The 22,243-nt window shown below is 72.9% G+C and carries 18 protein-coding genes; 5 read left to right on the top strand and 13 right to left on the bottom strand.

The window, feature by feature from the left end:
* Window positions 1–2: 2 nt before the first annotated feature.
* Together ACIHEJ_RS22465 and ACIHEJ_RS22460 are read right to left on the bottom strand one after the other, a co-directional pair.
* The gene (locus tag ACIHEJ_RS22465) at window positions 3–503 is read right to left on the bottom strand and encodes a DUF402 domain-containing protein (RefSeq protein WP_400138241.1); all 501 of its coding nucleotides are present in this window, start codon (window positions 501–503) and stop codon (window positions 3–5) included.
* Window positions 484–1,410 carry a GNAT family N-acetyltransferase gene (locus ACIHEJ_RS22460; RefSeq protein ID WP_400138240.1) on the bottom strand — a complete coding sequence of 309 codons (927 nt, stop codon included), beginning with the start codon at window positions 1,408–1,410 and terminating at the stop codon, window positions 484–486. The genes ACIHEJ_RS22465 and ACIHEJ_RS22460 overlap by 20 nt, the downstream gene beginning before the upstream one ends.
* 71 nt (window positions 1,411–1,481) lie before the next feature.
* On the opposite strand from ACIHEJ_RS22460, the gene ACIHEJ_RS22455 reads away from it, so the two are divergent.
* Complete coding sequence (locus ACIHEJ_RS22455; protein ID WP_400138239.1) at window positions 1,482–1,850, top strand: GntR family transcriptional regulator; 369 nt, start codon at window positions 1,482–1,484, stop codon at window positions 1,848–1,850.
* An 8-nt stretch (window positions 1,851–1,858) separates the two neighbouring features.
* Here the strand turns inward: ACIHEJ_RS22455 and ACIHEJ_RS22450 are convergent, their stop codons facing one another.
* Window positions 1,859–2,629, bottom strand: a complete 771-nt coding sequence (locus tag ACIHEJ_RS22450; RefSeq protein ID WP_400138238.1) for a DUF72 domain-containing protein — start codon at window positions 2,627–2,629, stop codon at window positions 1,859–1,861.
* 15 nt (window positions 2,630–2,644) lie between these two features.
* Entirely contained in the window at window positions 2,645–3,739 is a 1,095-nt protein-coding gene (locus ACIHEJ_RS22445; protein WP_400138237.1) for a DUF5925 domain-containing protein, read from the bottom strand.
* A gap of 130 nt (window positions 3,740–3,869) precedes the next feature.
* Here ACIHEJ_RS22445 and ACIHEJ_RS22440 point away from each other — a divergent pair, with 130 nt between their 5' ends.
* On the top strand, window positions 3,870–5,288 hold the full coding sequence (locus ACIHEJ_RS22440; protein WP_400138236.1) for a xylan 1,4-beta-xylosidase: 1,419 nt from the start codon (window positions 3,870–3,872) through the stop codon (window positions 5,286–5,288).
* 15 nt (window positions 5,289–5,303) lie between these two features.
* On the opposite strand, the gene ACIHEJ_RS22435 is transcribed toward ACIHEJ_RS22440, so the two are convergent.
* From ACIHEJ_RS22435 to ACIHEJ_RS22415, 5 genes are all read right to left on the bottom strand, one after another.
* Window positions 5,304–9,170, bottom strand: a complete 3,867-nt coding sequence (locus ACIHEJ_RS22435; RefSeq protein WP_400138235.1) for a lipopolysaccharide biosynthesis protein — start codon at window positions 9,168–9,170, stop codon at window positions 5,304–5,306.
* A complete protein-coding gene (locus ACIHEJ_RS22430; protein ID WP_400138234.1) occupies window positions 9,163–9,963 on the bottom strand; it encodes a polysaccharide deacetylase family protein in 801 nt (266 codons plus the stop codon). The genes ACIHEJ_RS22435 and ACIHEJ_RS22430 overlap by 8 nt, the downstream gene beginning before the upstream one ends.
* Complete coding sequence (locus tag ACIHEJ_RS22425; RefSeq protein ID WP_400138233.1) at window positions 9,956–10,945, bottom strand: glycosyltransferase; 990 nt, start codon at window positions 10,943–10,945, stop codon at window positions 9,956–9,958. The genes ACIHEJ_RS22430 and ACIHEJ_RS22425 overlap by 8 nt, the downstream gene beginning before the upstream one ends.
* On the bottom strand, window positions 10,942–11,763 hold the full coding sequence (locus ACIHEJ_RS22420; protein WP_400138232.1) for a glycosyltransferase family 2 protein: 822 nt from the start codon (window positions 11,761–11,763) through the stop codon (window positions 10,942–10,944). The genes ACIHEJ_RS22425 and ACIHEJ_RS22420 overlap by 4 nt, the downstream gene beginning before the upstream one ends.
* A 390-nt stretch (window positions 11,764–12,153) precedes the next feature.
* Window positions 12,154–12,585, bottom strand: a complete 432-nt coding sequence (locus ACIHEJ_RS22415) for a hypothetical protein (RefSeq protein ID WP_400138231.1) — start codon at window positions 12,583–12,585, stop codon at window positions 12,154–12,156.
* A 244-nt stretch (window positions 12,586–12,829) separates the two neighbouring features.
* Between ACIHEJ_RS22415 and ACIHEJ_RS22410 the strand changes: the two genes are divergently transcribed.
* The gene (locus ACIHEJ_RS22410; protein WP_400138230.1) at window positions 12,830–13,636 is read left to right on the top strand and encodes an SGNH/GDSL hydrolase family protein; all 807 of its coding nucleotides are present in this window, start codon (window positions 12,830–12,832) and stop codon (window positions 13,634–13,636) included.
* Between the two features lie 18 nt (window positions 13,637–13,654).
* Here ACIHEJ_RS22410 and ACIHEJ_RS22405 read toward each other — a convergent pair whose 3' ends face one another.
* From ACIHEJ_RS22405 to ACIHEJ_RS22390, 4 genes are all read right to left on the bottom strand, one after another.
* Window positions 13,655–15,292, bottom strand: coding sequence for a serine/threonine-protein kinase (locus tag ACIHEJ_RS22405; RefSeq protein ID WP_400138229.1), 1,638 nt, complete (start codon window positions 15,290–15,292; stop codon window positions 13,655–13,657).
* Window positions 15,293–15,319: 27 nt separating this feature from the next.
* Window positions 15,320–16,936 (bottom strand): sulfite exporter TauE/SafE family protein, encoded by a 1,617-nt coding sequence (locus tag ACIHEJ_RS22400; RefSeq protein ID WP_400138228.1) that lies wholly within the window; start codon window positions 16,934–16,936, stop codon window positions 15,320–15,322.
* The gene (locus ACIHEJ_RS22395; protein ID WP_400138227.1) at window positions 16,933–19,026 is read right to left on the bottom strand and encodes a tetratricopeptide repeat protein; all 2,094 of its coding nucleotides are present in this window, start codon (window positions 19,024–19,026) and stop codon (window positions 16,933–16,935) included. The genes ACIHEJ_RS22400 and ACIHEJ_RS22395 overlap by 4 nt, the downstream gene beginning before the upstream one ends.
* 99 nt (window positions 19,027–19,125) lie before the next feature.
* A complete protein-coding gene (locus tag ACIHEJ_RS22390; RefSeq protein ID WP_400138226.1) occupies window positions 19,126–20,667 on the bottom strand; it encodes a DUF4331 domain-containing protein in 1,542 nt (513 codons plus the stop codon).
* Window positions 20,668–20,823: 156 nt separating this feature from the next.
* Between ACIHEJ_RS22390 and ACIHEJ_RS22385 the strand changes: the two genes are divergently transcribed.
* Together ACIHEJ_RS22385 and ACIHEJ_RS22380 are read left to right on the top strand one after the other, a co-directional pair.
* On the top strand, window positions 20,824–21,417 hold the full coding sequence (locus ACIHEJ_RS22385; protein ID WP_400138225.1) for a sigma-70 family RNA polymerase sigma factor: 594 nt from the start codon (window positions 20,824–20,826) through the stop codon (window positions 21,415–21,417).
* Window positions 21,414–22,238, top strand: a complete 825-nt coding sequence (locus ACIHEJ_RS22380) for an anti-sigma factor domain-containing protein (RefSeq protein ID WP_400138224.1) — start codon at window positions 21,414–21,416, stop codon at window positions 22,236–22,238. Before ACIHEJ_RS22385 ends, ACIHEJ_RS22380 begins: the two co-directional genes overlap by 4 nt.
* The last annotated feature ends 5 nt before the right edge of the window (window positions 22,239–22,243 follow it).

Here is a 22,243-nt window from a genome sequence, read left to right as displayed (position 1 = left end):
GGTCAGGCCAGCAGGGCCCCGAAGCCCTGCTCCCGGGCCAGCGTCTCCAGGGCGTCCAGGGCGGCCACGGCTGCGGACGCGGCCACGGGGTCCGTCTCCGCGAGCCCGCTCTCGGCGAACTCGTCCTCGTCCAGCCGCCGTACGTCCGTACCGTCGGCGGAGCGCCACAGGTCCAGGTCGAGATCCTCCACGACCAGCTCGCCGCCGGACAGCACGGCCGGGCGGGTGATGTCGCAGTACCAGCCCTTCACGGTGCCGTCCCCGGCCCGGACCTCCTTCACCGAGTACCAGCGGTCGCGCCAGTAGTACTCGGTGAAGAGGTCGCCGGGTTCGAAGCGCACGAAGCCGAAGTCCCGGACGCCCGCACCGGCCCAGGGGGCGCGCACCGCGAGGCGTACGCCGTCGTCCGCCAGCAGCTCTGCCGGATAACGGATCTTCGTCCGGCCGCCCTTCACCAGCACGACCTCCACCTGGGCCGCCGGCTCAGCCGAGTTCGCGGACATAGCGCACCTCCGTCGCGCAGATCTCGTACCCGAGCCACTTGTTGATCGCGAGCATCGGACCGTTCCCGGTGTCGTTCCCCGTGAGGGCCTCGGTGTGTCCCGCGGCGCGGGCGCGACGCAGGGAGTCGGTCTTGGCGAGCTTGGCCAGGCCGCGCCCGCGGTACGCGCGTGCGGTACCGGTCATCGCGGTGGCGTACCGGGAGCCGCCGTCGGTGTACGCCACGCTGAACGCGGCGGGACGACCGTCGGCCAGTACCACCGTGGTCAACTCCCGGTTCAGCAGCGGGTGTTCCCAGTACTGCGCCACCCACGCCCGGAAGTCGGAGAACTCGGAGTCCACATCGCCCGGTTCGTCCGCCATCGTCTCCGCGTCCAGTTCGAACAGCGGGCGGGGATCGTCGGTGAAGTCGGCGGCCGTGCGCAGTTCCGTGCCGGCCGGGGGAGCCGGCGGCGGCAGCACGGCCGTCGCCAGGTCCAGGCGCAGGAAGTGGGCGGAGCGGCCGGCGCGGTAACCGCGGCGCTCGGCGAAGGCCCGGTTGGCCGGCTCGTCCAGCAGCCAGGCGAACAGCTTCGTCGCCCCGTGCGCGGCCAGGTGCTCCTCGGCCGCACGGACCAGCGCCCCGCCCGCGCCGCGTCGCGTCCGCTCCGGGTGCACATAGATGTTGAGCATTCCCTGGCCCGGCTCCGGGCTGTCGTGCGCGAGGCTCAGCTGCGCGGTGCCGATCACCTCGCCGTCCTCCTCCGCGACGAGGGACCGGGCGTGGGCTTCGGGAGGGGTGCGGGCGAGGTGGTGGCGGATGGCGTCCGGGGTCCAGAGGATGTGCGGCAGGGCGAGATGCCGTACCCGGGCGAAGGTCTCGACATCGGACCGGTCATCTGGGCGCAGGTCGCGCACGAGCACTGTCATGAGCAGGCACCGTAGGCGGAGTCGTGCCGGGGATGCCTCTCATTTTCCGGCGGGTACGGGAGAATCGCCGTGTGAGCCTGAAGATCCGCATCGATGACAGCGCGCCTCCGTACGAGCAGGTACGGGCACAGATTTCCGAGCAGGCGCGGTCCGGAGTGCTGCCGGTGGGGTACCGGCTGCCGACCGTGCGCGGGCTGGCCGAGTCCCTCGGGCTCGCGGTGAACACGGTCGCCAAGGCGTACAAGGCGCTGGAGGGCGACGGGGTGATCGAGACGCGGGGACGCAACGGCACGTTCGTGGCTGCCGCCGGCTCGGCCGCGGTACGCGAGGCGTCGCTGGCCGCCCAGGCCTACGCCGAGCGGGTGCGGCGGCTGGGGCTGGGCGAGGAGGAGGCGCTGGCCGCCGTGCGGGACGCCCTGCGGGCGGCCTACGGGGAGTAAGGGGTCCCTCACCGGTGCGTCACCGGTTCCGGGGTCCGGGTCACCGTCAGCCCCGCCTTGCGTGCCGCCTTCCCGAACACCACCGCGTCCGCCACCGCCGCACCCCCCGGGTCGTTGTTGAAGTAGGCGTAGACGTCTTCCCCGTGGGACCACGTCGTCGCGATGCGGTCCACCCAGGTGTCCAGGGAGCGGCGGCCGTAGCGGGGCCACGGCCGGGCGCGGCCCTGGTGGAAGCGGACGTAGCCCCAGTCGGCGGTGCGCCACAGCGGGGTGACCGGGCGGGCCAGGACGTCCGCCCAGCACAGGGCCGCACCCCGCAGCGACAGGACCTCGCGCACCTCGGGCGTCCACCAGGAGTCGTGGCGGGGTTCCACCGCGACCTGCGTGCCCGCGGGGAAGCAGGCCAGGCAGGCGTCCAGCAGGGCGGGGTCGGCACGCAGGGTCGGCGGGAGCTGGAGAAGGACCGGGCCCAGCCGGTCACCGAGGCCCGCCGCGTGGGTCATCAGGCGGTGAACCGGTTCCTCGGGGTCCTTCAGGCGCTTGATGTGCGTGAGGAAGCGGCTGGCCTTGACCGCGACCACGAAGTCCGACGGCACCCGCTCGCGCCAGGCGGCGAAGGTGTCGTACGACGGCAGCCGGTAGAACGCGTTGTTGATCTCCACGGTCGCGAAGAGCCGGGTGTACTCCTCCAGCCACAGCCGTGCCGGGACCCCGGCCGGGTAGACCAGGTCCCGCCAGTCCTTGTACTGCCACCCCGACGTGCCGACGAACAGGGTCATGCCACCATCAAAGCACTACAGGTACAGGCCCGCGTCCGCCCCCTCGCGCGCGCCCGGCACCGACGTCGGTGCCGTGCCCCGGCGCAGCGCGTACAGCTCGGCCAGCGTGGCCCCCTCCCGGCCGACGCCCTCCTCGGTGCCCAGCCACTTCACCGCCTCCCTGCGGGTCAGCGGCCCCACCTCGATACGGGCCAGACAGCGGCCGGGGCGCACCACGGCCGGGTGCAGGCGCTCCAGGTCCTCGTTGGTGGTGACACCGACCAGCACATTGCGGCCCTGGCCGAGCAGGCCGTCGGTGAGGTTCAGCAGCCGGGACAGGGCCTGGCCCGCGGTGTGCCGGGCCTCGCCGCGGATCAGCTCGTCGCAGTCCTCCAGGAGGAGGAGCCGCCAGCGGCCCTTGCCCGCGCCGTCCTCCTCACCGATCGCGATGTCCATCAGGTAGCCGACGTCGGAGAAGAGCCGCTCCGGGTCCAGGACGCAGTCCACCTGGCACCACTCCCGCCAGGACCGGGCGAGCGTGCGCAGGGCCGAGGTCTTGCCGGTGCCGGGCGGGCCGTGCAGCAGGAGCAGCCGGCCCGCGATGTCCTCCGGGGTCGTCTTCATCAGACGGTCCATCGCCTCCGCCACCGGCGCCGTGTAGTTGGGCCGGACCTCGTCCCAGGTGCCGGCCGAGATCTGGCGGGTGGTGCGGTGCGGGCCGCGCCGCGGCGAGACGTACCAGAAGCCCATCGTCACGTTCTCCGGCTGCGGCTCCGGCTCGTCGGCCGCACCGTCCGTGGCCTGGTCGAGGATCCGCTCGGCCAGCTCGGCGGTCGTCGCGGTGACCGTGACGTCCGCGCCCCGGTTCCAGCGGGACACCAGCACCGTCCAGCCGTCGCCCTCCGCCAGGGTGGCGCTGCGGTCGTCGTCCCGGGCGACCCGCAGCACCCGGGCCCCGTCCGGCAGCAGGGTCGCGCCGGAGCGGACCCGGTCGATGTTCACCGCGTGCGAATACGGCTGCTCGCCCGTCGCGAAGCGGCCGAGGAACAGCGCGTCGACGACATCGGAGGGCGAGTCGGAGTCGTCGACGTGGAGCCGGATCGGCAGAGCGTCGTGTGGGTTCGCAGACATGCCGCCATGATCCGGCACCGATGCCGTCCGCGCACGGCATTTCCACCGGTTGTCCCGGGTGTTCCACGACTGTTCCGGGTGTTCCCAAGACCTGCCCGAGCGGGGGATTCCGCCGTTACTGTTGCCCTTGATGGGACGTCATGGGTGGGATTCGGATACTCGGCGGTGGCGGCTCACCGCCCTGCTCGGTGTGGGCGCGGCGGCGCTGGCCCTGGTGGTGACCCTGGTCGGCACGCTGTCCGGCGGCCCCAGCACGGCCGGTACGACACGCGACGGCGACCGGGTGCACGGCTCTCCCGCCGCCCCGGCGGCGAAACCGGAGCCGTACGTCGGCTGGGGGTTCACGCACACCCAGTACAGCGCCGACGAGGGTGCGACGGCCGCCACCCGGCGCGTGCAGCAACTGCTCGGCCACAGCGCCGGACTGGCGCAGAACCAGCACATCATGGGCTGGGGCGCCGACAATCCCGAACCGGTCGAGGGCCACTACGACTTCGGCGCGCTGGACCGCCGTGTCGACTTCGTCCGCGCCTCCGGCGGCACCCCGGTCATCACCCTGTGCTGCTCCCCCGACTGGATGAAGGGCGGCAAGGCCGGGGTGGACAACACCGACTGGAGTCGGGCGGCCCTGGAGACCGCCCCCACCCCCGGCCACTACCAGGACTTCGCGGACCTCGCCGCCACCGTCGCCCGGCGCTACCCGGACGTGAAGCACTTCATCGTCTGGAACGAGTTCAAGGGCTTCTGGAACGACGCCAAGTCCCGCTGGGACTACGAGGGTTACACCAAGCTGTACAACCTCGTGTACCGGGCGCTGAAGAAGGTCGACAAGGACATCATGGTCGGCGGGCCGTATCTCGTCATGGACAGCGTCGACCCGCGCGACGAGAACGCCTCCACCACGGTGAAGGGCCCGTGGGGCGCCATGGACCAACGGGTGCTGGACGCCTTCTCCTACTGGAACACGCACAAGGCGGGCGCCGACTTCACCGTGGTCGACGGCTCCAGCTACACCCGCGACGACGAGCTGCTGCCGAACGAGTTCTCGGCCACCGACAAGCTGACCGCGGTCGGTGCGTGGGTACGACGGCAGACCCACGACCTGCCCCTGTGGTGGGCCGAGTACTACGTCGAGCCCGGCGACGGCAACGACGACCGCAAGGGCTGGTCGGAGCCGCACCGGCTGGCCGTCCAGGCCACCGGGATGATCGCCATGGTCAAGGGCGGCGCCGACTCCGGCTTCTACTGGAATCCGGAGGAGAAGACCGGCACCGACTGCCCCGGCTGCCTGTGGACACCGACCGACGGCGCCGGCGGGGGACAGGCGCGTCCCATGGAGGACCTGGTGACCCGGTTCGCCCGGGCCTTCCCGCCCGGGACCAGGTACGAGGCCGTGTCCGTCGCCCCCGACGACGTGCCCAACGTCCGTGTCCTCGGCAGCGGCAGGACCGTCCTGGTGGTCAACACCCTGGGCCGGTCGATCAGCGCCCGGGTCGACGGCAAGCGGTTCGACATGCGCGCGTACGAGGTGCGGTGGCTCGACCGCTGAGCCACCGCGCACCCGTCACTTCATCGTCAGGAACCGCTGCACCAGCGAGGCCAGCACCACCGCCAGCAGTGGCAGCGCGAACCAGAAACCGCCCTGCAGCAGACGCAGTTGGCGTACACCCGGCCGGACCGCGACCCGGACCACCTCGCGGGCGGCCAGCAGCACGATCAGGGCCACGGCGGCCAGTGCGCCGACCACCGACCACGGCGTCCAGGTCACCTGCGGCCCGATCGGCCCGGGATGCGGCTTCGGCACCGCGCCCGCCGGCTGCCTGCGCAGCGCGAACACCGTGACGTCGTCGTTCGCCAGGACCTTCGTCAGCTCCTGCCGGTCGTCCAGGTTCTCGATCAGCCGGGGCTCCCAGGTGGTGGAATAGCCCGCGTCCAGCTCCAGGTACGTCACCTGACTGCGGTTGATCATCAGGTACGAGTTCGGCCCCGCGTCCTTGAGCGCCTTGACCAGACCCGACACCAGCAGCGGGTCGGCCGGCGCGAGCGTCGGCACGTAGTTCACCCGTTCCATGTCCCGCGCGCCCCACGGCATCGCCGGGGTCACGTCGTTGACCGTGTCCTGGGTCAGCCACAGCAGCCGTACGGTCGGCTTGTCGTGGGCGTACACCCAGTTCATGGCCGCGACCTCGCCCGGCCGGACACGCTCGAACGGCTCGTTGCCCCAGCGGGCCACCAGGAAGCCGCCCATCAGCAGCAGCCCGGCGAGCAGCGCGGCCAGCGGGGCGAGGCTGACCCGGTCCTTCTCGCGCTCCTTCGCGGTGACGCCGGTGCGCGGGAAGAGAGCGAGGGCGCCGAGCAGGGCCGCGCCCGGTACCGCGAACATGAAGACGCGCAGCGCCATCTCACCGCCGTACGACTGCATGCCGAAGCCCAGGAACGGCACGAAGGTCAGGACCAGCAGCGTCCGCTCGCGGTACCGGTGGAAGCGGCGGCGCCACCAGCCCCAGCAGGCGAACGCCATCACCGAGCCGGCCAGCAGGACACGGGTGTACAGCACCAGCTTGTGGGTCGAACTGCCGCCCTGGATGCGGCCGGAGACGGAGGTCGAGACATTGCTGCCGACGCCGCCGACCCCGCCGAACAGGTCGTCGAAGTGACCCGACCAGTACGGCTCGGCCATGAAGCCGACCCAGACCGCGACCAGCACCCCGAACAGCAGTGGCAGCCCGCGCAGTTCGGACCGGCCCAGCAGGACCAGCACCGCGAGCACGCCGAGCATCACGAACGGGGTGAGCTGGTGGGCCGGGACGCTCGCCGCGTACAGGCCGATCAGCACCAGCAGCAGCACCGCGCGTTGGCGCCGGTCGGCCGGTTCCACCTCCGCCTCCCCGGGGCGGAACTTCGTCCAGATCACGCGCGGCGGTCGGAACCAGACCAGCAGGATCGCCACGAACATCAGGTACAGCAGGTAGGTGAAGCCCTGCGGGGAGAAGTAGTCCTGGCCGACCCAGCCGCACAGCACGAACAGCCAGACGCCGGTCCACTTCGCCCGCCAGCTCGCCCGCAGCGACCGGGTGAGCAGGAACATCGGGGCGAGGTAGGAGAGCTGGATGGCGGTCGGCCACCAGCGGATGACCTCGGTGAAGTCGGTGACCCCGCACGCCCGGCCGACGAACGCGGCCACCGCGAAGAAGCCCGGCCAGCTCCAGCGGGCGTCCAGGTCCGGTACGGCGGACCCGGTGCGGCCGATGTAGTCGAGGAACCCCAGGTGCTGCCAGGCCGTCGGGAACCGCGGCTCGGTCTCGACGACGGCGGGCAGCGCGTGCAGCGACACCACGGTCGCCACCAGTGTGAGCAGCAGCAGCGCCCGGTGCTCGCGGCGCAGCCGGAGCAGCGCGGCGAAGACGGTGATCAGCAGGGCCGCCCCGACGAGCGTCGGCAGCGGCAGCACCGAGATCAGCCCGAGGCCGCCCATCCGGTCCAGGTCGGCCTCGCCGAGCCGCAGCGCGGGCACCCAGTACAGCAGCAGCGCGGCGATCAGCAGACAGCCGAGGACGACCCCGGAACGGGTGGGCAGCAGCCGCTGCCGCGACGACAGCGGTGCCGGCGACCCGTCGGGCACGGGGTCCTGGGCCACGGACTCGTCCGGTACGGCGTGGCGGGAATCGGCGTGCGGGAAGGGCTCGTGCGGGAAGGCGGCCTCGAACCGGGTGAGCGACGCCTGCCTCTCCTCCTCGGTGAACGGCGCGTCCACCTCCGCCGCCTCCGTCTCCCGCAGCAACTCGGCCTCCGCCGGGCCGGGCGAGGCCTCGCTGCCGGGCTCCCGCTCCTCCACGGGAAGCCCCGCCGCGCCCCCCACCGGAAGCCCGGCGGGCGGCACCGGCGTACCGGTGGGCGGTGTGCCGGGGCCGGGGCGGACGTCCGGACGCCGCTCCACATGGTCGAAGTCCACGTGGATGCCGAGCGCGAGGGTCTCGGAGTCCAGCGCCCACGTCGGGCTGTGCCGGCGGGCCGGAGAAGCGGCGGCGGACTCGGGCGCCCCCAGGTCGGCGAGGTCACCGTCGGGTGCCGCCGTGTCCAGTACGGCGGCGGGCGCGGACCGGATCGTCCTCCACAGTCTCGGCGCGGCGAGCAACGCGATCACCGCGAGGCTGGCGGCTTCGGCGACGCCCGCGCCGGTCAGCCCCATCCGGGGCAGGAGCAGCAGGGTCAGGCCCAGCACCAGTGCGCACAACAGGCCCTGCAGCCAGGCGAGTCCGGCGGTGCGGCTGCGCGCGCGCAGCACCGCGAAGTACGTCTCGATCACGACCCGCAGCACCGAGCCGACCGCGAGCCAGCGCAGCAGCGGGGTCGCCGCGTCCGCGTAGCCGTCGCCGAACACGCCGAGGATCCAGGGCGCGCCGATGATCCACAGGGCCGCGATCGGCAGCATGATCCGGGCCATGCGCTTCAGCGCGGCGCGGGTGTTGGCGGCCAGCCGCCCCGGGTCGTGCGAGCCCTCGACCGTGAGGGACGCGCCCATGTTGATGGCGAGCAGGTCGGTGGTGCCGCCGATGGTGGTGGCGATGTAGAAGTAGGCGTTCTCCGCGGAGCTGACCCGCGCGGCGACGATCACCGGCACGAGGTAGATGACGGCGAGCGAGAACAGCGAGCCGGTGTAGTCCCCGGCCAGGAACCGGCCGACCTGCTGGAGCGTCGGCGGCTCCGTGTGACCCTCGGTCGCCTTCATGTGCCGGGGCACCAGCCGCCGGAACACCAGCCAGCCCAGCGGCACCACCGAGGTGGCGATCGCGGCCACCCACGAGACGAACACACCGGTGGTCGTGAAAGCGGCGGCGAACGCGACGAGCAGGGCCAGCTTCACCGCCGAGAACACGGTGTTGCCCACCGGCACCCAGGTCGCGCTGCGCAGCCCGGTCAGCACACCGTCCTGCAGGGTGAGCAGGTTCCAGGCGGCGACGGCCAGGATGAAGCCGAGCCCGTTGACCGTGCCGTGCAGGAACCGGTACGACGGCCCCCAGGTGTCCAGGGTGACCAGGAAGACGCCTCCCGCGAGCGCCACCAGCAGGGAACTGCCCGCGTAGGTACGGAAGATGAGCTTTCCGGTGCGCGCCCCGGCGACCGGGATGAAGCGGGCCAGGGCCCCGGTCAGGGTCACCGCGGTCAGCCCGGCGAGGAACTTCATCGCGGCGATGGCGGCCGAGCCCTGTCCGACCGCGTCCTCGGAGTAGTAGCGGGCGGCGGCCAGCCAGAAGCCGAGTCCGAGGACGGCGGAGATGCCGGTGTTGAGCATCAGCGCGTAGGCGTTGCGGAACAGCGGGCTGCCGCCCGGGGACCGGCCCGTGCCGGGCAGCCGGAGCCGGCGCCCGGACTTCTCGGGCGCCTCGGCGGCGGGCGTCGTGGCCTCGGTCGTGGTGGTCGTGTCAGACACGGGAACGGATGGCCTTCCGGCGGACCTGGCGGGCTCTGCGGACGAGGGCGTACCCCTTGGTGAGGGCGCGGTCCCTGGCGAAGGAGCGGGCGACGGCCCGGCCCTGGAGCAGTCGCTCGAACTCCTCCACGCCGGTGCCGCGGCGGACCGTGACCCGCTGGAGCGCGTACGGTCCCTGGCGGCGGCGGGCGAGACCGTTGCCGACGGCGAGCGCCTGCGCGTACCCGGCGGCGCGCACCGCCTGACGCACCCGGCGGCTGGAGTAGCCGTAGGGGTAGGCGAACGACACGGGCGGCGCGCCGAGTTCCTCCGCGACGATGTCCGTGCAGCGGCCCAGTTCGGTGCGCAGCTCGCCGTCGGTGAGCTGGTCCAGCTGCGGGTGGGTGTGGCTGTGGCCGCCGATCTCGACGCCCCCGGACGCCAGATCGCGCACCTGTGGCCAGTCGAGCATGGTGTCGAGGCCGCCGCCGGTGTCGTACGCGCCCCTGATCCAGCCGGTCGAGACGAACAGCGTGGCCGGGAAGCCGTGCTTGGCGAGCACGGGCAGCGCATGCCGGTGCACGCCCTCGTAGCCGTCGTCGAAGGTGATCAGCACCGGCCGGTCGGGCAGCGGGCGGCCGGTGCGCCAGCGGACGGCGAGTTCGGCGGTGGTGACCGGGGTCAGGCCGAGGTCGCCGACGAGCGCCATCTGCTCGGCGAACGCCTCCGGGGCGACGGACAGGGCCCGGGTGGCGTCGTTGGGGGCGGCCGCGACGGAGTGGTACATGAGGATCGGTACGGGAGTGTCACTCACCGGTGCCCCCTTCGATCGGCGCCGACGAGAACGCCGTACCGTTCCGGCGCGCCCGCAGGGTTCCCACCGCGTAGCCGCCGGCGGCGCTCAGCACACCCGCGACGATGGCGCCCGCGCGGCCCGGCCCGCCCGGGCGGCCGAGCAGGGCGTCCCGCAGGCCGCGGGCGACCCCGGCGGGCAGTACCCGGGTGGTGTACCGGCGTTCGGACTCCAGGCCCTTGTCCGCGCCGACGCTCCGTGCCACCAGTGCCTTGGACAGCCCCTCGGCGTAGGTACGGGTGCGGAAGTAGGCGAAGTGCTCGCGGGGTGCGGGGACGCGGTGGTGGATCACCGCACGGTCGTCGATGAGCAGGACGGCGTCGGGGCGGGCGCGGGTGAGGCGGATGCACAGCTCCGTCTCCTCGCAGCCCAGCGGGCGGCGGTCGCCGTCGCGGCCGATGCCGGTGGCGAAGCCGCCCGCCGCCTCGAACGCCGTACGCCGGAAGGAGGCGTTGCCGCCGAGCACGTTGCGGACCCGGACCCGGCCCGGGGGCAGCCCCTTGTACGTGCAGCCGACCACCCAGTCGAACTCCTCGGGGAACCAGGCGGGCCGCCGCCCCGACGCCCAGACGGGCAGCGTACGGCCGCCGACCGCCATGACGCGCGGGTCGGCGTAGCCCTCGGCGAAGCGGCGCAGCCAGTCGCGTTCGGCCACGGCGTCGTCGTCGAGGAAGGCGATGACCTCGCCGTGGGAGGCGGCGATGCCGGTGTTGCGGCCTGCGGACAGGCCGCGCGGGCCCGCGTTGGCGAGCACCCGGACGCTCGCGGTCTCCTTGTACTCGCGGGCCAGCCGGTCCTTCAGGGCCGGATTGTGGTCCACGACCAGGAGTGTCTCCAGCGCCGGGTACGACTGCGCGCGCACCGAGGAGACCGCCGCGAGGATGTCCTCCCAGCGGTCCTCGGTGTACACGCAGATCACGACGGAGATGCCGGGATCTCTCAAGACACCTCTCCCCGGACCGTGTCGAGCATCGGCGAGTGGTGTTCCTGGCGTCGCAGCTCGCGCCGGTTGGAGCGCTCCTCGAGGATGACCTTCAGCACCCGGATCCCGTCGCGCACGGCCCGCAGGTTGCTGGTGCCGTGGATGCGCAGGTACTCGTGGCTGGGGATCTCCTGCACCTTCAGGCCGGCCTTGACCACTCTGATGTTCATCAGTGTCTCGACCTCGAAGCCGGTGCAGTCGAGTTCGATCTTGTCCAGGCAGTGCCGCCAGAACGCGTTGTAGCCGTAGCACAGATCGGTGTAGCGGGCGCCGAACTTGCGGTTGACGACGGTGCACAGCGCCCAGTTGCCGAGCTTGCGGATGAAGGTCATGTCGTCGGTGCCGCCGCCGTTGGCGAAGCGCGAGCCCTTGGCGAAGTCGGCGCCGGAGACCAGGGCGGACACGTAGGACACGATCTCGTTGCCGTCGGCGGAGCCGTCCGCGTCGACCATCACGATGATGTCGCCGGTGCAGGCCTCGAACCCGGTGATCAGGGCGTCCCCCTTGCCCTTGCCCCGCTGTTCGACGACCTTGACGTCCGGCCACAGGGACCGGGCCACCTCCACGGTGTCGTCGGTGGAATTGCCGTCCACCAGCACGACTTCGTGGATCCAGTCCGGGAGCGTCTTGAAGACGTAGGGCAGATTCTCCGCCTCGTTCATGGCGGGAATGACCACGCTCACCGGTGGGGTGATCGCGAGGTGGGAGGAGATCGGCCGGTAGTCGGTGGAGATGAAAGGATCTTGACCCGAACTGGGCGGGCGGAGAACGGAACTCATCGGTCTTTTCCCTCTCGTCCGGTGGACCGCCCGCCCCTGGGCGGCCCGGTTGTGTGTCCGGTTCGAAAGGGGGGTTCTCGTCTTCGGCACGGCGCATCGATCTCCGTGCACACGGACGAGCTGGCAAAGCTGGCCGGTCCGCCGGCGAAAGTCGGCAGCCGGTCGCGCGGCACGACTCGGTCACAGTTGCGGTCACCGAGCACGGCACCCCCCTACCGCGCCCCGCCCCGATGACGCCGCGGCCCTGAGCCCTCCCCTGGAGCCGTGGTTCGACGCACCGACGCGGGTGAGATGTATGACGGTATTGACGGTTGAACCCGAAAGGCAAGCCCTGGGGGCTGCCTCACGTTTTTGTTGGTTCGTGCGTTACACAACTTTGGCCCAGATTGCTCAGCCTTGCGCGCGTTTTCGGGAAATTCGTCCCCGGATCAGCGTCAGGAGCACCAGGGCCAGACTCAGCGAGGTCACCGTGACCACGCCGCCGCGCACCGACCAGCGGTGGACGGCGAGCATGCCCTGGGCGACCAGCATGTCGACCACGACCGAGCCCGCGAGAGCGGAGAGCGCCCGGCCGAAGGGATCCAGCCCGCGCAGGGCCGCGGCGATCGCCACGGCCGGCGCCGCGAGCAGGAAGAACAGCGTGCACGGAGCGCGCAGGGCGGACGCGGAGTCGGTGAGCGCGAGCAGCGCCCCGACCGCCCCGATGGCGGTCGCGGCACCGGCGAGCAGCGGCGGCAGGTCCCTCCCCGGTCCTGGCCGTGCCCCCTCGGTGTCCTCCGCGCCGCCGTCTGATGAAGGCGAGTTGATACCCAAGGTCTGCATTGGCGACTTTGCCCCCCGACGCGCCGGATGCCGGGCTTCAATGTGGCGCAGCCTCCGGGGTGGCGTCAAGACGGGGACGGGGTGACCGCTCGTCAACCGGTATGGCATGTGCATGCAATAGATGAGCGGTGAACGTATCGGGCTGATCCTGTTGAGACCTGAAAAGTCTTGGCATGAACACTTCCCGTCAACACGCGTAGTTGCTACGACAGTTGAGGCAGAGATCCTGCTAAAGGGAGGTTCCATGAGACGTTCCCGACTTACCGGATTCGTGACCTCGCTCCTCCTCGCCACCGGGCTCTCCCTCACCGGAGCCGCCTCGGCGCACGCCTCCTCGACCGCCGCGAGCGGCGGCTATGTGGCACTCGGCGACTCCTACTCCTCCGGGGTGGGTTCGGGCAGCTACATCAGTTCGAGCGGCAGTTGCGACCGCAGCACCAAGGCGTACCCGTACCTGTGGAACGCCGCCCACAGCCCGTCCTCGTTCGCCTTCAACGCCTGCTCGGGCGCCACGACGGACGACGTGCTCGCGAACCAGCTCGGCTCGCTGAGCTCCGCCACCTCACTGGTCTCCATCACCATCGGCGGCAACGACGCCGGATTCGCCGACGTCATGACGACCTGTGTGATCCAGTCCGACAGCGCCTGCCTGTCCCGGATCAACACCGCCAAGGCGTACGTCGACTCCACGCTCCCCGGCAAGCTCGACGCCGTCTACAACGCGATCAGCGCCAAAGCCCCGTCCGCCCGGGTGGTCGTCATCGGCTACCCCCGCTTCTATCTGCTCGGACAGACCTGCCTCGGTCTCTCCGACACCAAGCGGTCCGCCATCAACGGCGCGGCCGACTACATGGACAACGCCATCCAGGCCCGCGCCGGCGCCCACGGCTTCACCTTCGGCGACGTCCGCACCCCGTTCGCCAGCCACGAGATCTGCTCGAGCGACTCCTGGCTGCACAGCGTCAACTGGCTCGACATCGGCGAGTCGTACCACCCGACCGCGGCCGGCCAGTCGGGCGGCTATCTCCCGGTCCTCACGAACAACGCCTGACCCGTTCGGGCTCGCCCTTCAGGGTGAACTTCCCGGCGAGCCCGACGCCGAAGCGGAGGCCCCGTCCGACGGGGTCTCCGTCGCCGTCGTACAGGTCACCGAGAACGGCACGGCGTTCGACGAGGTCCGCACCGGGGCGCGCACCTTCACGCTGATCCGGTCCTCGGTCGTGCCACTGCCGGAGTACACCGTCAGGGTCACCCGCACCTGCCGCGTCCTTTCGCCGCCGTCCGGGAACGACAGCGTGTGCCACCCGGGATCGGACACCGAGCCGCGCGTCGTCACCCACCGGTACTCCACCCGCGCGGGCAGCCGCCCCACCGTGAACGTCGCCGTGAAGGACGGCGCCTGCGCGTCCGGCGGCGGACACGTCCCGGCGTACGCGGCGTGCGCGCCGGCCACGGTGACGTGCACCGACTGGGCCGGCGGCGTGCTCGGCGCCGCACTGCTGCGCGGCGCGGTCGGCGACGTCCCGGTGTCCGCGTCGGTACTCCCGTGCCCGGTGGGCGCGTCCGTGCCGCCGCTCGCGCGGGTGGCCCCCGCGCCGTCGGTCCCCCCGCTCCCGCCGTCGCCGTGGTGGAGCAGCGCGTACGTCAGGCCGGCCAGCGCCAGAACGACCGCGAGCGCACCCGCGACCAGGACGAGACCGGCACGGCGGTTGCGCTCCGTCGCGGTGGACGCCGTCGCGGGGACCGGAGCCGGTGGCGTGGGCGACGGCTGACGGGACGGCGCCCGCACGGTCGAGGGGTACGGTGACGACACGGTCGGCGGGTACGGCGACGGCACCTGCACCGGCTCCGTCCGGGGCGTCCCGCCCGCCGCCACGAGCCGCAGCCCCCGCTCCGCCTGCTCGGCGGAGAGCCGCTCCGCGGGATCCTTGCGCAGCAGCCCCTCGACGACCGGCGCGAGCGGCCCCGCCCGGCGCGGTGGCGGCAACTCCTCGTCCACCACGGCACGCAGCGTGCTCAGCGGGGTGTCCTGACGGAACGGCGACATGCCCTCGACGGCGGCGTACAGCAGGACCCCCAGCGACCACAGGTCCGACTCGGGCCCCGGTGTCCGGCCCAACGCCCGTTCCGGGGAGAGGAATTCGGGCGAACCGATCACCTCGCCGGTCATGGTCAGCGCGGAGCTGCCCTCGACCATGGCGATCCCGAAGTCGGTGAGCACCACCCGGCCGTCGTCGGCCAGCAGCACGTTGGCCGGCTTCACGTCCCGGTGCAGCACCCCGGCGGCGTGCGCCGCGCGCAGCGCGGACAGCACCTCGGCACCGACGAACCCGGCCCGCTGGGGCGGCATCGGACCCTCCGCCTCCAGCACGTCGGCGAGCGACAGCCCCCGCACCAGCTCCATCACGATCCACGGCCGGCCGCCCTCCAGCGCCACGTCGTACACCGTGACCACGTTGCGGTTCGCGACCCGGGCCGCCGCCCACGCCTCGCGTTCCAGGCGCGCGTACATCCGCTCCACGTCGGAGGCGGCCAGCCCCGCCGGGGCCCGTACCTCCTTCACGGCCACCTCGCGGTGCAGCACCTCGTCCCGGGCGCGCCACACGGTCCCCATGCCGCCCTCGCCGAGCGGGGTCAGCAGTCGGTAGCGGCCCGCGATCACACGGTCGCGGCCCGGATCTTCGGACACGGGCGCCCCCCAAGGCATCTCGCGCGAATTCTCCCCAAAAGTAGCTCAGCCGAACGCGGATGCGGCCCCCTTGAGCACCAATCCGGCACCGAGGGCGACGACAACCAGGGCGGAGGCGAGCGGCACGGTCCGGCGCACCAGCGCGGCCAGCGGATGGGCGGTCCAGCGCGGGCGCCGCTCCAGCACCCGGGACACCCCCGAACCCAGCCGCACCACGGCGAACCCGGCCGCGGTGAGCGTCAGCGCGAGACCGGCCCCGTAGGCCACGACGAGCAGCAGCCCGAACCACGCCTTCCCGAGGGCCGCCGCACCGACCAGCACGACCACGGCGGACGGACTGGGCACGAGCCCACCGGCGAACCCGAGCAGGAGGGTGCCGCGCAGGGTGGGGGCGGTGGCGTGGCTGTGGGTGTGCCCGCCATGGGAGTGCTCGACATGGACGTGCCCGTCATGGGTGTGCCCGCCATGGGAGTGCTCGACATGGACGTGCCCGTCATGGGTGTGCTCGCCATGGGTGTGCTCACCATGAGGATGGTGATGGTGGTGGTGCCCCGGCCCGTGGTGTGCTCCCACACCGGCCAGTTGACGCTCCTCGGCCTCCTCATGGGCATGGGCGTGGCCATGAGCATGAGCGTGCCCGTGGGCGCGGTTGCGCCAGGCCCGGCGTACGAGGTTGGCGCCGGCCGCCAGCACCAGCGCGCCGCTGGCGAGGCCCAGCCAGGCGATCACCGAGGGCGTGGCGGCGGAACCGGCCGTCACCAGCAGGCCCAGGGCCACCACGCCCAGGGTGTGGGTCACCGTGACCGAGGCGGCCAGCGGCAGCACGTCCCGCGGCCGGGCCCGGCCCCCGCGTGCCGCCGCCGTCGCGGCCATCAGCGTCTTGCCGTGGCCCGGGGCGAGGGCGTGCAGCGCGCCCAGGGCGACCGCGATGAGCAGCGCGAGCGCGGCGAAGCCGACGGTGAGGTCATGGCGGGCGACGAGACCGTCCAGGGCGCGGGTCCAGCGGTCGGCGCCCCGCGGCAGCACGGCGGCGCCCGGCGCGTCCTGGCGCTCCTCGGTGAGCGCCGGCCCGCCGGGCCGCACGCGCAGGGAGGCCGTGACGGTGTCGGCGGGGGAGGACAGCAAGTCCTTCGGGTAGGTGGTCAGTTCATGCGAGACCGACGTCCTGGGGACGTCCGTGGCGGTGAGCGTCATCCGGTCTGCGCGCGCGGTGATCTCGTGCCAGCCGGGCCCGCCCGCGGCGCCCGCGCTGTGGAAGCCGAGGGCGACCGAACGCGCCCGGGGCAGGGAGGCGTCGAGCCGGCACTCCACCCGCAGGGTGTGCAGCCCGGCCTGCCCCGGCCGCAGCCGGGCTCGGGCGGCACCGGCGGTCAGGGGGACGGACCGGCCGTCGACGGTGACCTTGCTGTCCCGCGCGGCCCCGGCACACCGCCGCTCGGCCCATCCGGCCAGGCCGAGCCGCTCGATGTCCGGCTCCGCCTGGGTCGCCGGGATCTCCGCGAGGTCCTCGACATGGTCGACACGGAGCTGCCCGGGGGCGGCGACCAGACCGTCGTAACGGTTGACGGTGAAGTTGCCGAGGGGGTGCGCGCTCGCGGTGCCGGCCGGCAGGAGCGCGAGGACGCAGCCGGCGAGCAGCAGGAACAGGGGACGTCGCTTCACCGGGCGCCCTCCAGAGCCTTGCGGGCCGTGGCGGCGCCCAAGGGGGAGAAACCGGGGTTCAGCCTCAGCGCCGCCCGCAGGGAGGCACGGCCGTCCTGCGCGTGGCCCGTGGCCAGCTCGATCATGCCGAGGTGGTAGCGGAAGGCGGCGTTGCGGTAGCCGGTGGCCGTGGCCCGGCGGGCGTAGGGCAGGGCCGCGGCGTCCTCGCCGTTGACGTGCAGTGCCCAGGCGAGGGCGTCCGCGGTGTGCACGGTGTGCCGACGGGCCCACTCGGCGCGCGCCGCGCGCAGGGCGGAGGCCTTGTCGCCGTGGTCCGCGGCGGCCAGCGCGGTGTCCAGATCGGCGTTGACGCCGTTGGCGCGGGCCAGCGCGATCCAGGCGTCCACGAGGGCGTACTGCCGCTCGGCCCGGGCCCGGTCGCCCGCCGCGCCGCGTGCCTCGTACAGCTCGCCCAGCTCCACGAGTGGTCCCGGCAGCGGGTACCGGGCGACCACGGTCTCCATGCCCTCGATCGCCTCCGCCCGCCGTCCGCCGGCCGCCTGGGCGCGGGCCCGGCCCTCCAGCGCGGGGAGGTAGCTGTCGTCGGCGGCCAGGGCGCGGGCGTAGTAGGTGAGGGCCGTCGGGTAGTCGCCCTGGTTCCAGGAGAGTTGGCCGAGCTGGGAGGCGACGTACGCCGTGTCGCCCGGTGACGTGGCCGCGGCGAGGGCCTGGGTGAGCACACGCCGGGCCGTGGTCACGTCCCCGCGCAGCTCGTGCACGTAGGCGTACCGCGTGAACACCGGTACGCCCGGCTTGCGGGCGTCGGCGGTCTCGGCGGCGCGCGACGCCTCGTCGTACCGGCCGAGTTCGACCAGGGCGTCGATCCGCGAGCACAGGGCGCGTTCGCTGTACGGGTTCTGCTCCAGGGCCCGGTCCGCGTAGGTGAGGGCGTGCCGGAAGTCATGGCGGGCGGCGGCGAGCGCGGCCCGGCCGGCCAGGGCCTGGTCGTTGTCCGGGGCCAGGGACAGGGACCGCTGGAGCGCCTTGTCCGCCTGGGGGTACCGGGACGGATCGCCCTTGGTCCGGGCTTGCTCGTCGTAGGCCAGGCCGAGGGTGGCCCAGCCGTCGAAGTCGCGTGGCTGGGAACGGAGATGGGCCTGCAGTGCGGCGATGCTCGCGTCCAGGCTCCCGCTGCCCAGCAGGCCCGGGTCGACGGCGTCGGCGGCGGCGACGGACACCGGCGCCCGGTCCCGCCCGGCGCCCACGGCGACCGCCCCGCCGGTCACGGCGACGGCCAGCAGCACGGCGCACCCGACGCGTCGGGCGGCACGCCACCGCCGGCCGGCGACGGAGAACCGGCGGAGAGCGGCCACACGCTCCCCGGCCCCGGAAGCGGGGGGCTGCTGGGAGTCGTGGGGCACGCACTGGTCGGAGCCGGCGTCTGTCCCGGGCCCGGGGGTGGAGCCGGAGCTGCTCCCGGAGCCGGAGCCGGAGCGGGAGTCGGCTTCGGTCGCGGTCCCGGAACCGGCGTCGGCGCCTGCGTCGCTCTCGCCCACGGAACCGGAACCGGTGTCGGCCCGGCCCCCGGCGTTGCTCTCGCCCACGGAACCGGAACCGGCGTCGGCCCGGCCCCCGGCGTTGCTCTCGGTCGCGGAGCCGGAGCCGGAGCGGGAGTCGGCTTCGGTCGCGGTCCCGGAACCGGCGTCGGCCCGGCCCCCGGCGTCGCTCTCGGTCGCGGAGCCGGAACCGGCGTCGGGCCGGCCCCCGGCGTCGCTCTCGGTCGCGGAGCCGGAACCGGCGTCGGCCCGGCCCCCGGCGTTGCTCTCGCCCACGGAACCGGAACCGGCGTCGGGCCGGCCCCCGGCGTCGCTCTCGGTCGCGGAGCCGGAACCGGCGTCGGGCCGGCCCCCGGCGTCGCTCTCGGTCGCGGAGCCGGCGTCCGTCTCGGCCCGGGAGTTCGAGGCCGCCTCGGTGCCGGGCGCCGCGGTCTCCGTGCCCCTGCCCCGCGGATCCGCCCCGGTGTCGGTCGCGGCCGTGACCGGAGCCGTGCCGTCCTGCTCCGTGGCCGGCTGCCGCGCGCCGGCCTCGTCGTCGTTCGTACCCGGAGACATGGCCTCTCCTCGGTCGCCTGTCGCTGCTCGGTAGGGGAAGGCGCGGCCCGCCGTGGGGGGAGGGGAAGACGGGCCGCGCCGCTCTGGGGGGTGCGAGGGTCAGTACGGGCGCTGCATGCGCCGGCGCCACCAGGCGAACCCGGTGCCGAGCAGCAGGATCCCGGCCGCCCCGGAGGCCGCCGAGGCGGCGATCAGCACCGTGTCGCCGGACCCGCCGGAGGAGGACCCGGCCGGCTGGAGGGCGTCACCCAGCTGGCTGCGTACGTCCGTTCCCGCGGTCGTGCCCTTGGCGAGCGGGCCGCGAGAGCCCGACGTGGGCTCGGCCACGTACGGGAAGTACTTCTCGAACCCCTTGTCGTTCTTGTCCACCGCGTCGCCCAGGTCGTTCTTGGAACCGACCAGTTCGCCCTCGACGACCTGCAGCGCCTCGTCGATCACGTCGTCGGTGAGCCGGCGCCCGTTCGGGAAGCCCGCGTTGTCGCCGTCCAGCACGCCCAGCCGCTTGGGGTGCATGCTCGGCTTGATGGAGGTGTTCAGCCGCAGTTCCTCCGAAGGCCGCACGCCCGGCGGCTGGTTGAGACCCTTCACGCCCTTCAGGAAGACGTCGACCAGGTCGTTGCGCGGCTCGCTCGGCGCCTTGATCTTGTAGATCGACTCGATGAGCTTCGGCAGTTCGGGGTTGGTGACGTTCTTCAGGAACTGGGCGTCGTACGCGGGCTGCGACGCGTTGAACTTGTCCTTGTCCTTCTGCGGGTTGACCACCTCGTTGACCAGCGGGTTGCCGAGACGCGAGACCTGCGTGTAGTAGCCCTGCGCGTTGCGGCGCTGGGTGGTGGACCAGATCCCGACGACCGGCTGCCCGGCCGACTCGCGGATCAGGTCGTTCGGCACCTGCAGGGCGATGGTGTTGACGTTGTAGCCCTTGAGGGTGTCCCGGCCGACCTCGCTGAGGTTGCCGCCGTAGAGCAGGTCGAAGACGCGCAGGTCGGCGAAGAACGGGTCGTCCGCCTGACCGGCGAAGGTCGTGGCGCCACCCGCCGCCTTGTAGACGGCCTGGTCGCGCAGCTTGCCGTAGTACGGCATGGACGCCTTGCCGACGTTCGACGGCGCCACCGGCACGTCGTCCGCGACCTTCGTCCTCGAGACCGCGTGCCCGTGCTTGAGCTTGAGCAGTTCGAGGTCGTACGTCTGCGTGATGTTGAGGTCGGGGTCGGCCAGGTTGGTGACCGGGCCCGTGTTGTACAGGAACGTGTTCCCGTTCTTCGTGTGCGTCGTGAAGGTGTAGCGGAACACCAGGTCGTCCTGGGCGTCGCCGTTGCTGTCGACGTGCAGGTCGTACTGCGCGTCGTCGGCGAACGTGTAGAAGTTCGGCCCGCCCGCCGGTTCCTCGAACGGGATCCAGTTGGCCACGATCGTCGTCGTGTCCGGCTTGTCCGGGCTGACGAACGCGTACAGGTCCGTGTTGTCGTACTGCGGGGTCCCCGAGATCAGCGGGGCCTCCCGGTGGGAGGAGGCGGCGGCCTCCCCGGGTGCCAGCGTGGCGACGCCGGCGGCCACGAGCCCGCCGGCGGCCAACGCCCCGCAGATGAGCGCCACCAGGCCCGTGCGCCCCGCACCGCCCCTGGAGAAATCAGGTGTCATGCCGTCCGTCCTCCGTGCCGACTTGCCTTGACGGACGGAGATTCGAAGCGGTGCGCCGACCGGATTGGTCGGAGGGGAAGAAATCTTTTCCGGCGCCCGGACCCGCGCTTTCGGCCCGCTGATCCGTATCACCTGCGGGAGGTGTGTGCGGTGCGGATGCGCGGTACGCGAAGAAGAACCGGCTGCGGCCACGACGAGGGGGCCCGCACGGCGGCCGACGAGCTGCTCGTGCGCGTGGCGAGCGGCGACCAGAGGGCCTTCGAGGAGCTGTACGGGCTGGTGTCCGGTCCGGTCTTCGGGCTGGTGCGGAGGGTGGTGCGCGACCCCGCCCAGTCCGAGGAGGTCGCCCAGGAGGTGCTGCTCGAACTGTGGCGCTCCGCCACCCGGTTCGACCCCGGCCGGGGCAGCGCGCTGTCCTGGATCCTCACCCTCGCGCACCGCCGCGCCGTCGACCGGGTGCGCAGCGCCCGCGCGGCCGGTGAGCGCGAGCAGCGCGAGGCGATGCGCGCCGAGGAGCCCGCGTTCGACCAGGTCGCCGAGGAGGTGGAGGCGGGCCTGGAACGCGAGTGGGTGCGCCGGTGTCTGCACCGGCTGACCGCCCTGCAACGGCAGTCCGTGACCCTGGCCTACTACGACGGCTACACCTACCGTGAGGTGGCCGAGCGGCTCTCGCTGCCCCTCGGCACGGTCAAGACGCGGATGCGCGACGGGCTCACCCGGCTGCGCGAGTGCCTGGGAGGCGCCGTATGAGCATCCTCGGCACCCTGCTGCGCCGCGGGGACCTGCACTCGCTCGCCGCGCCCTTCGCGCTGGACGCCCTCGAACCCGGCGAACGGCGCCGCTTCGAGAAGCACCTGCGGGGCTGCGACCGCTGCGCCGCCGACGTCCGCGCCCTGGCCGAGGACGCGGTGCGCCTCGCCTGGTCCACGGCGGCCCCCGCGCCCGCCGCCCTGCGCGACCGGGTGCTGGCCGCCGTCCGCACCACTCCACAGGAGCGGACAGCGGCTCAGGCGCCCGCCCGCGAGCGCGCGGCCCAGCTGCCGCCGCACGTCTGGGGTGCCCAGCCCCCGCCGGGACGCACCCGTACGCCTCGCGCGCGCCCCCTGTTCGCCCCGTTCGCCACGGCGACCGCCGCAGCGGCCCTCGTCGTCGCCTCCCTCTTCGCGGTCCAGGCACACCGCACCCAGGACCGGCTCACCGCCGAACAGGCCCGCTCACGTGAGATCGCCCACGTTCTCGCCGCACCGGACGCCCGCACCACGAGCAGCGCCGACGCGCACGGCCGCGGGATCGGAGTGATCGCTTCCGCATCGGAGGGGGAGGCCGTCGTCACCCTCAGCGGATACGGCACCCCGTCCGGCGGGCGCGTCCACCAGCTGTGGCTCACGCGTCCCGGCGCGCAACCGCGCTCGCTCGGGCTCTTCGCGGGCGACACGCCCTTGCTCGCGAAGGGTCTCGAGCGGTCCTCGTTGTCACTCGCCGTAACCGTCGAGCCTGACGGAGGGTCAGCGCAGCCCACCAGCCAGCCCGTTGTCCAACTCACCCTGAAATCGGTCGGATTCGGAGAGTAGTCAAC

The organism is Streptomyces sp. NPDC052301 (genome assembly GCF_044593395.1).
In the GTDB taxonomy this organism is placed as follows: Bacteria; Actinomycetota; Actinomycetes; order Streptomycetales; family Streptomycetaceae; genus Streptomyces.
This window is presented reverse-complemented; position numbering and strand designations above follow the sequence as displayed.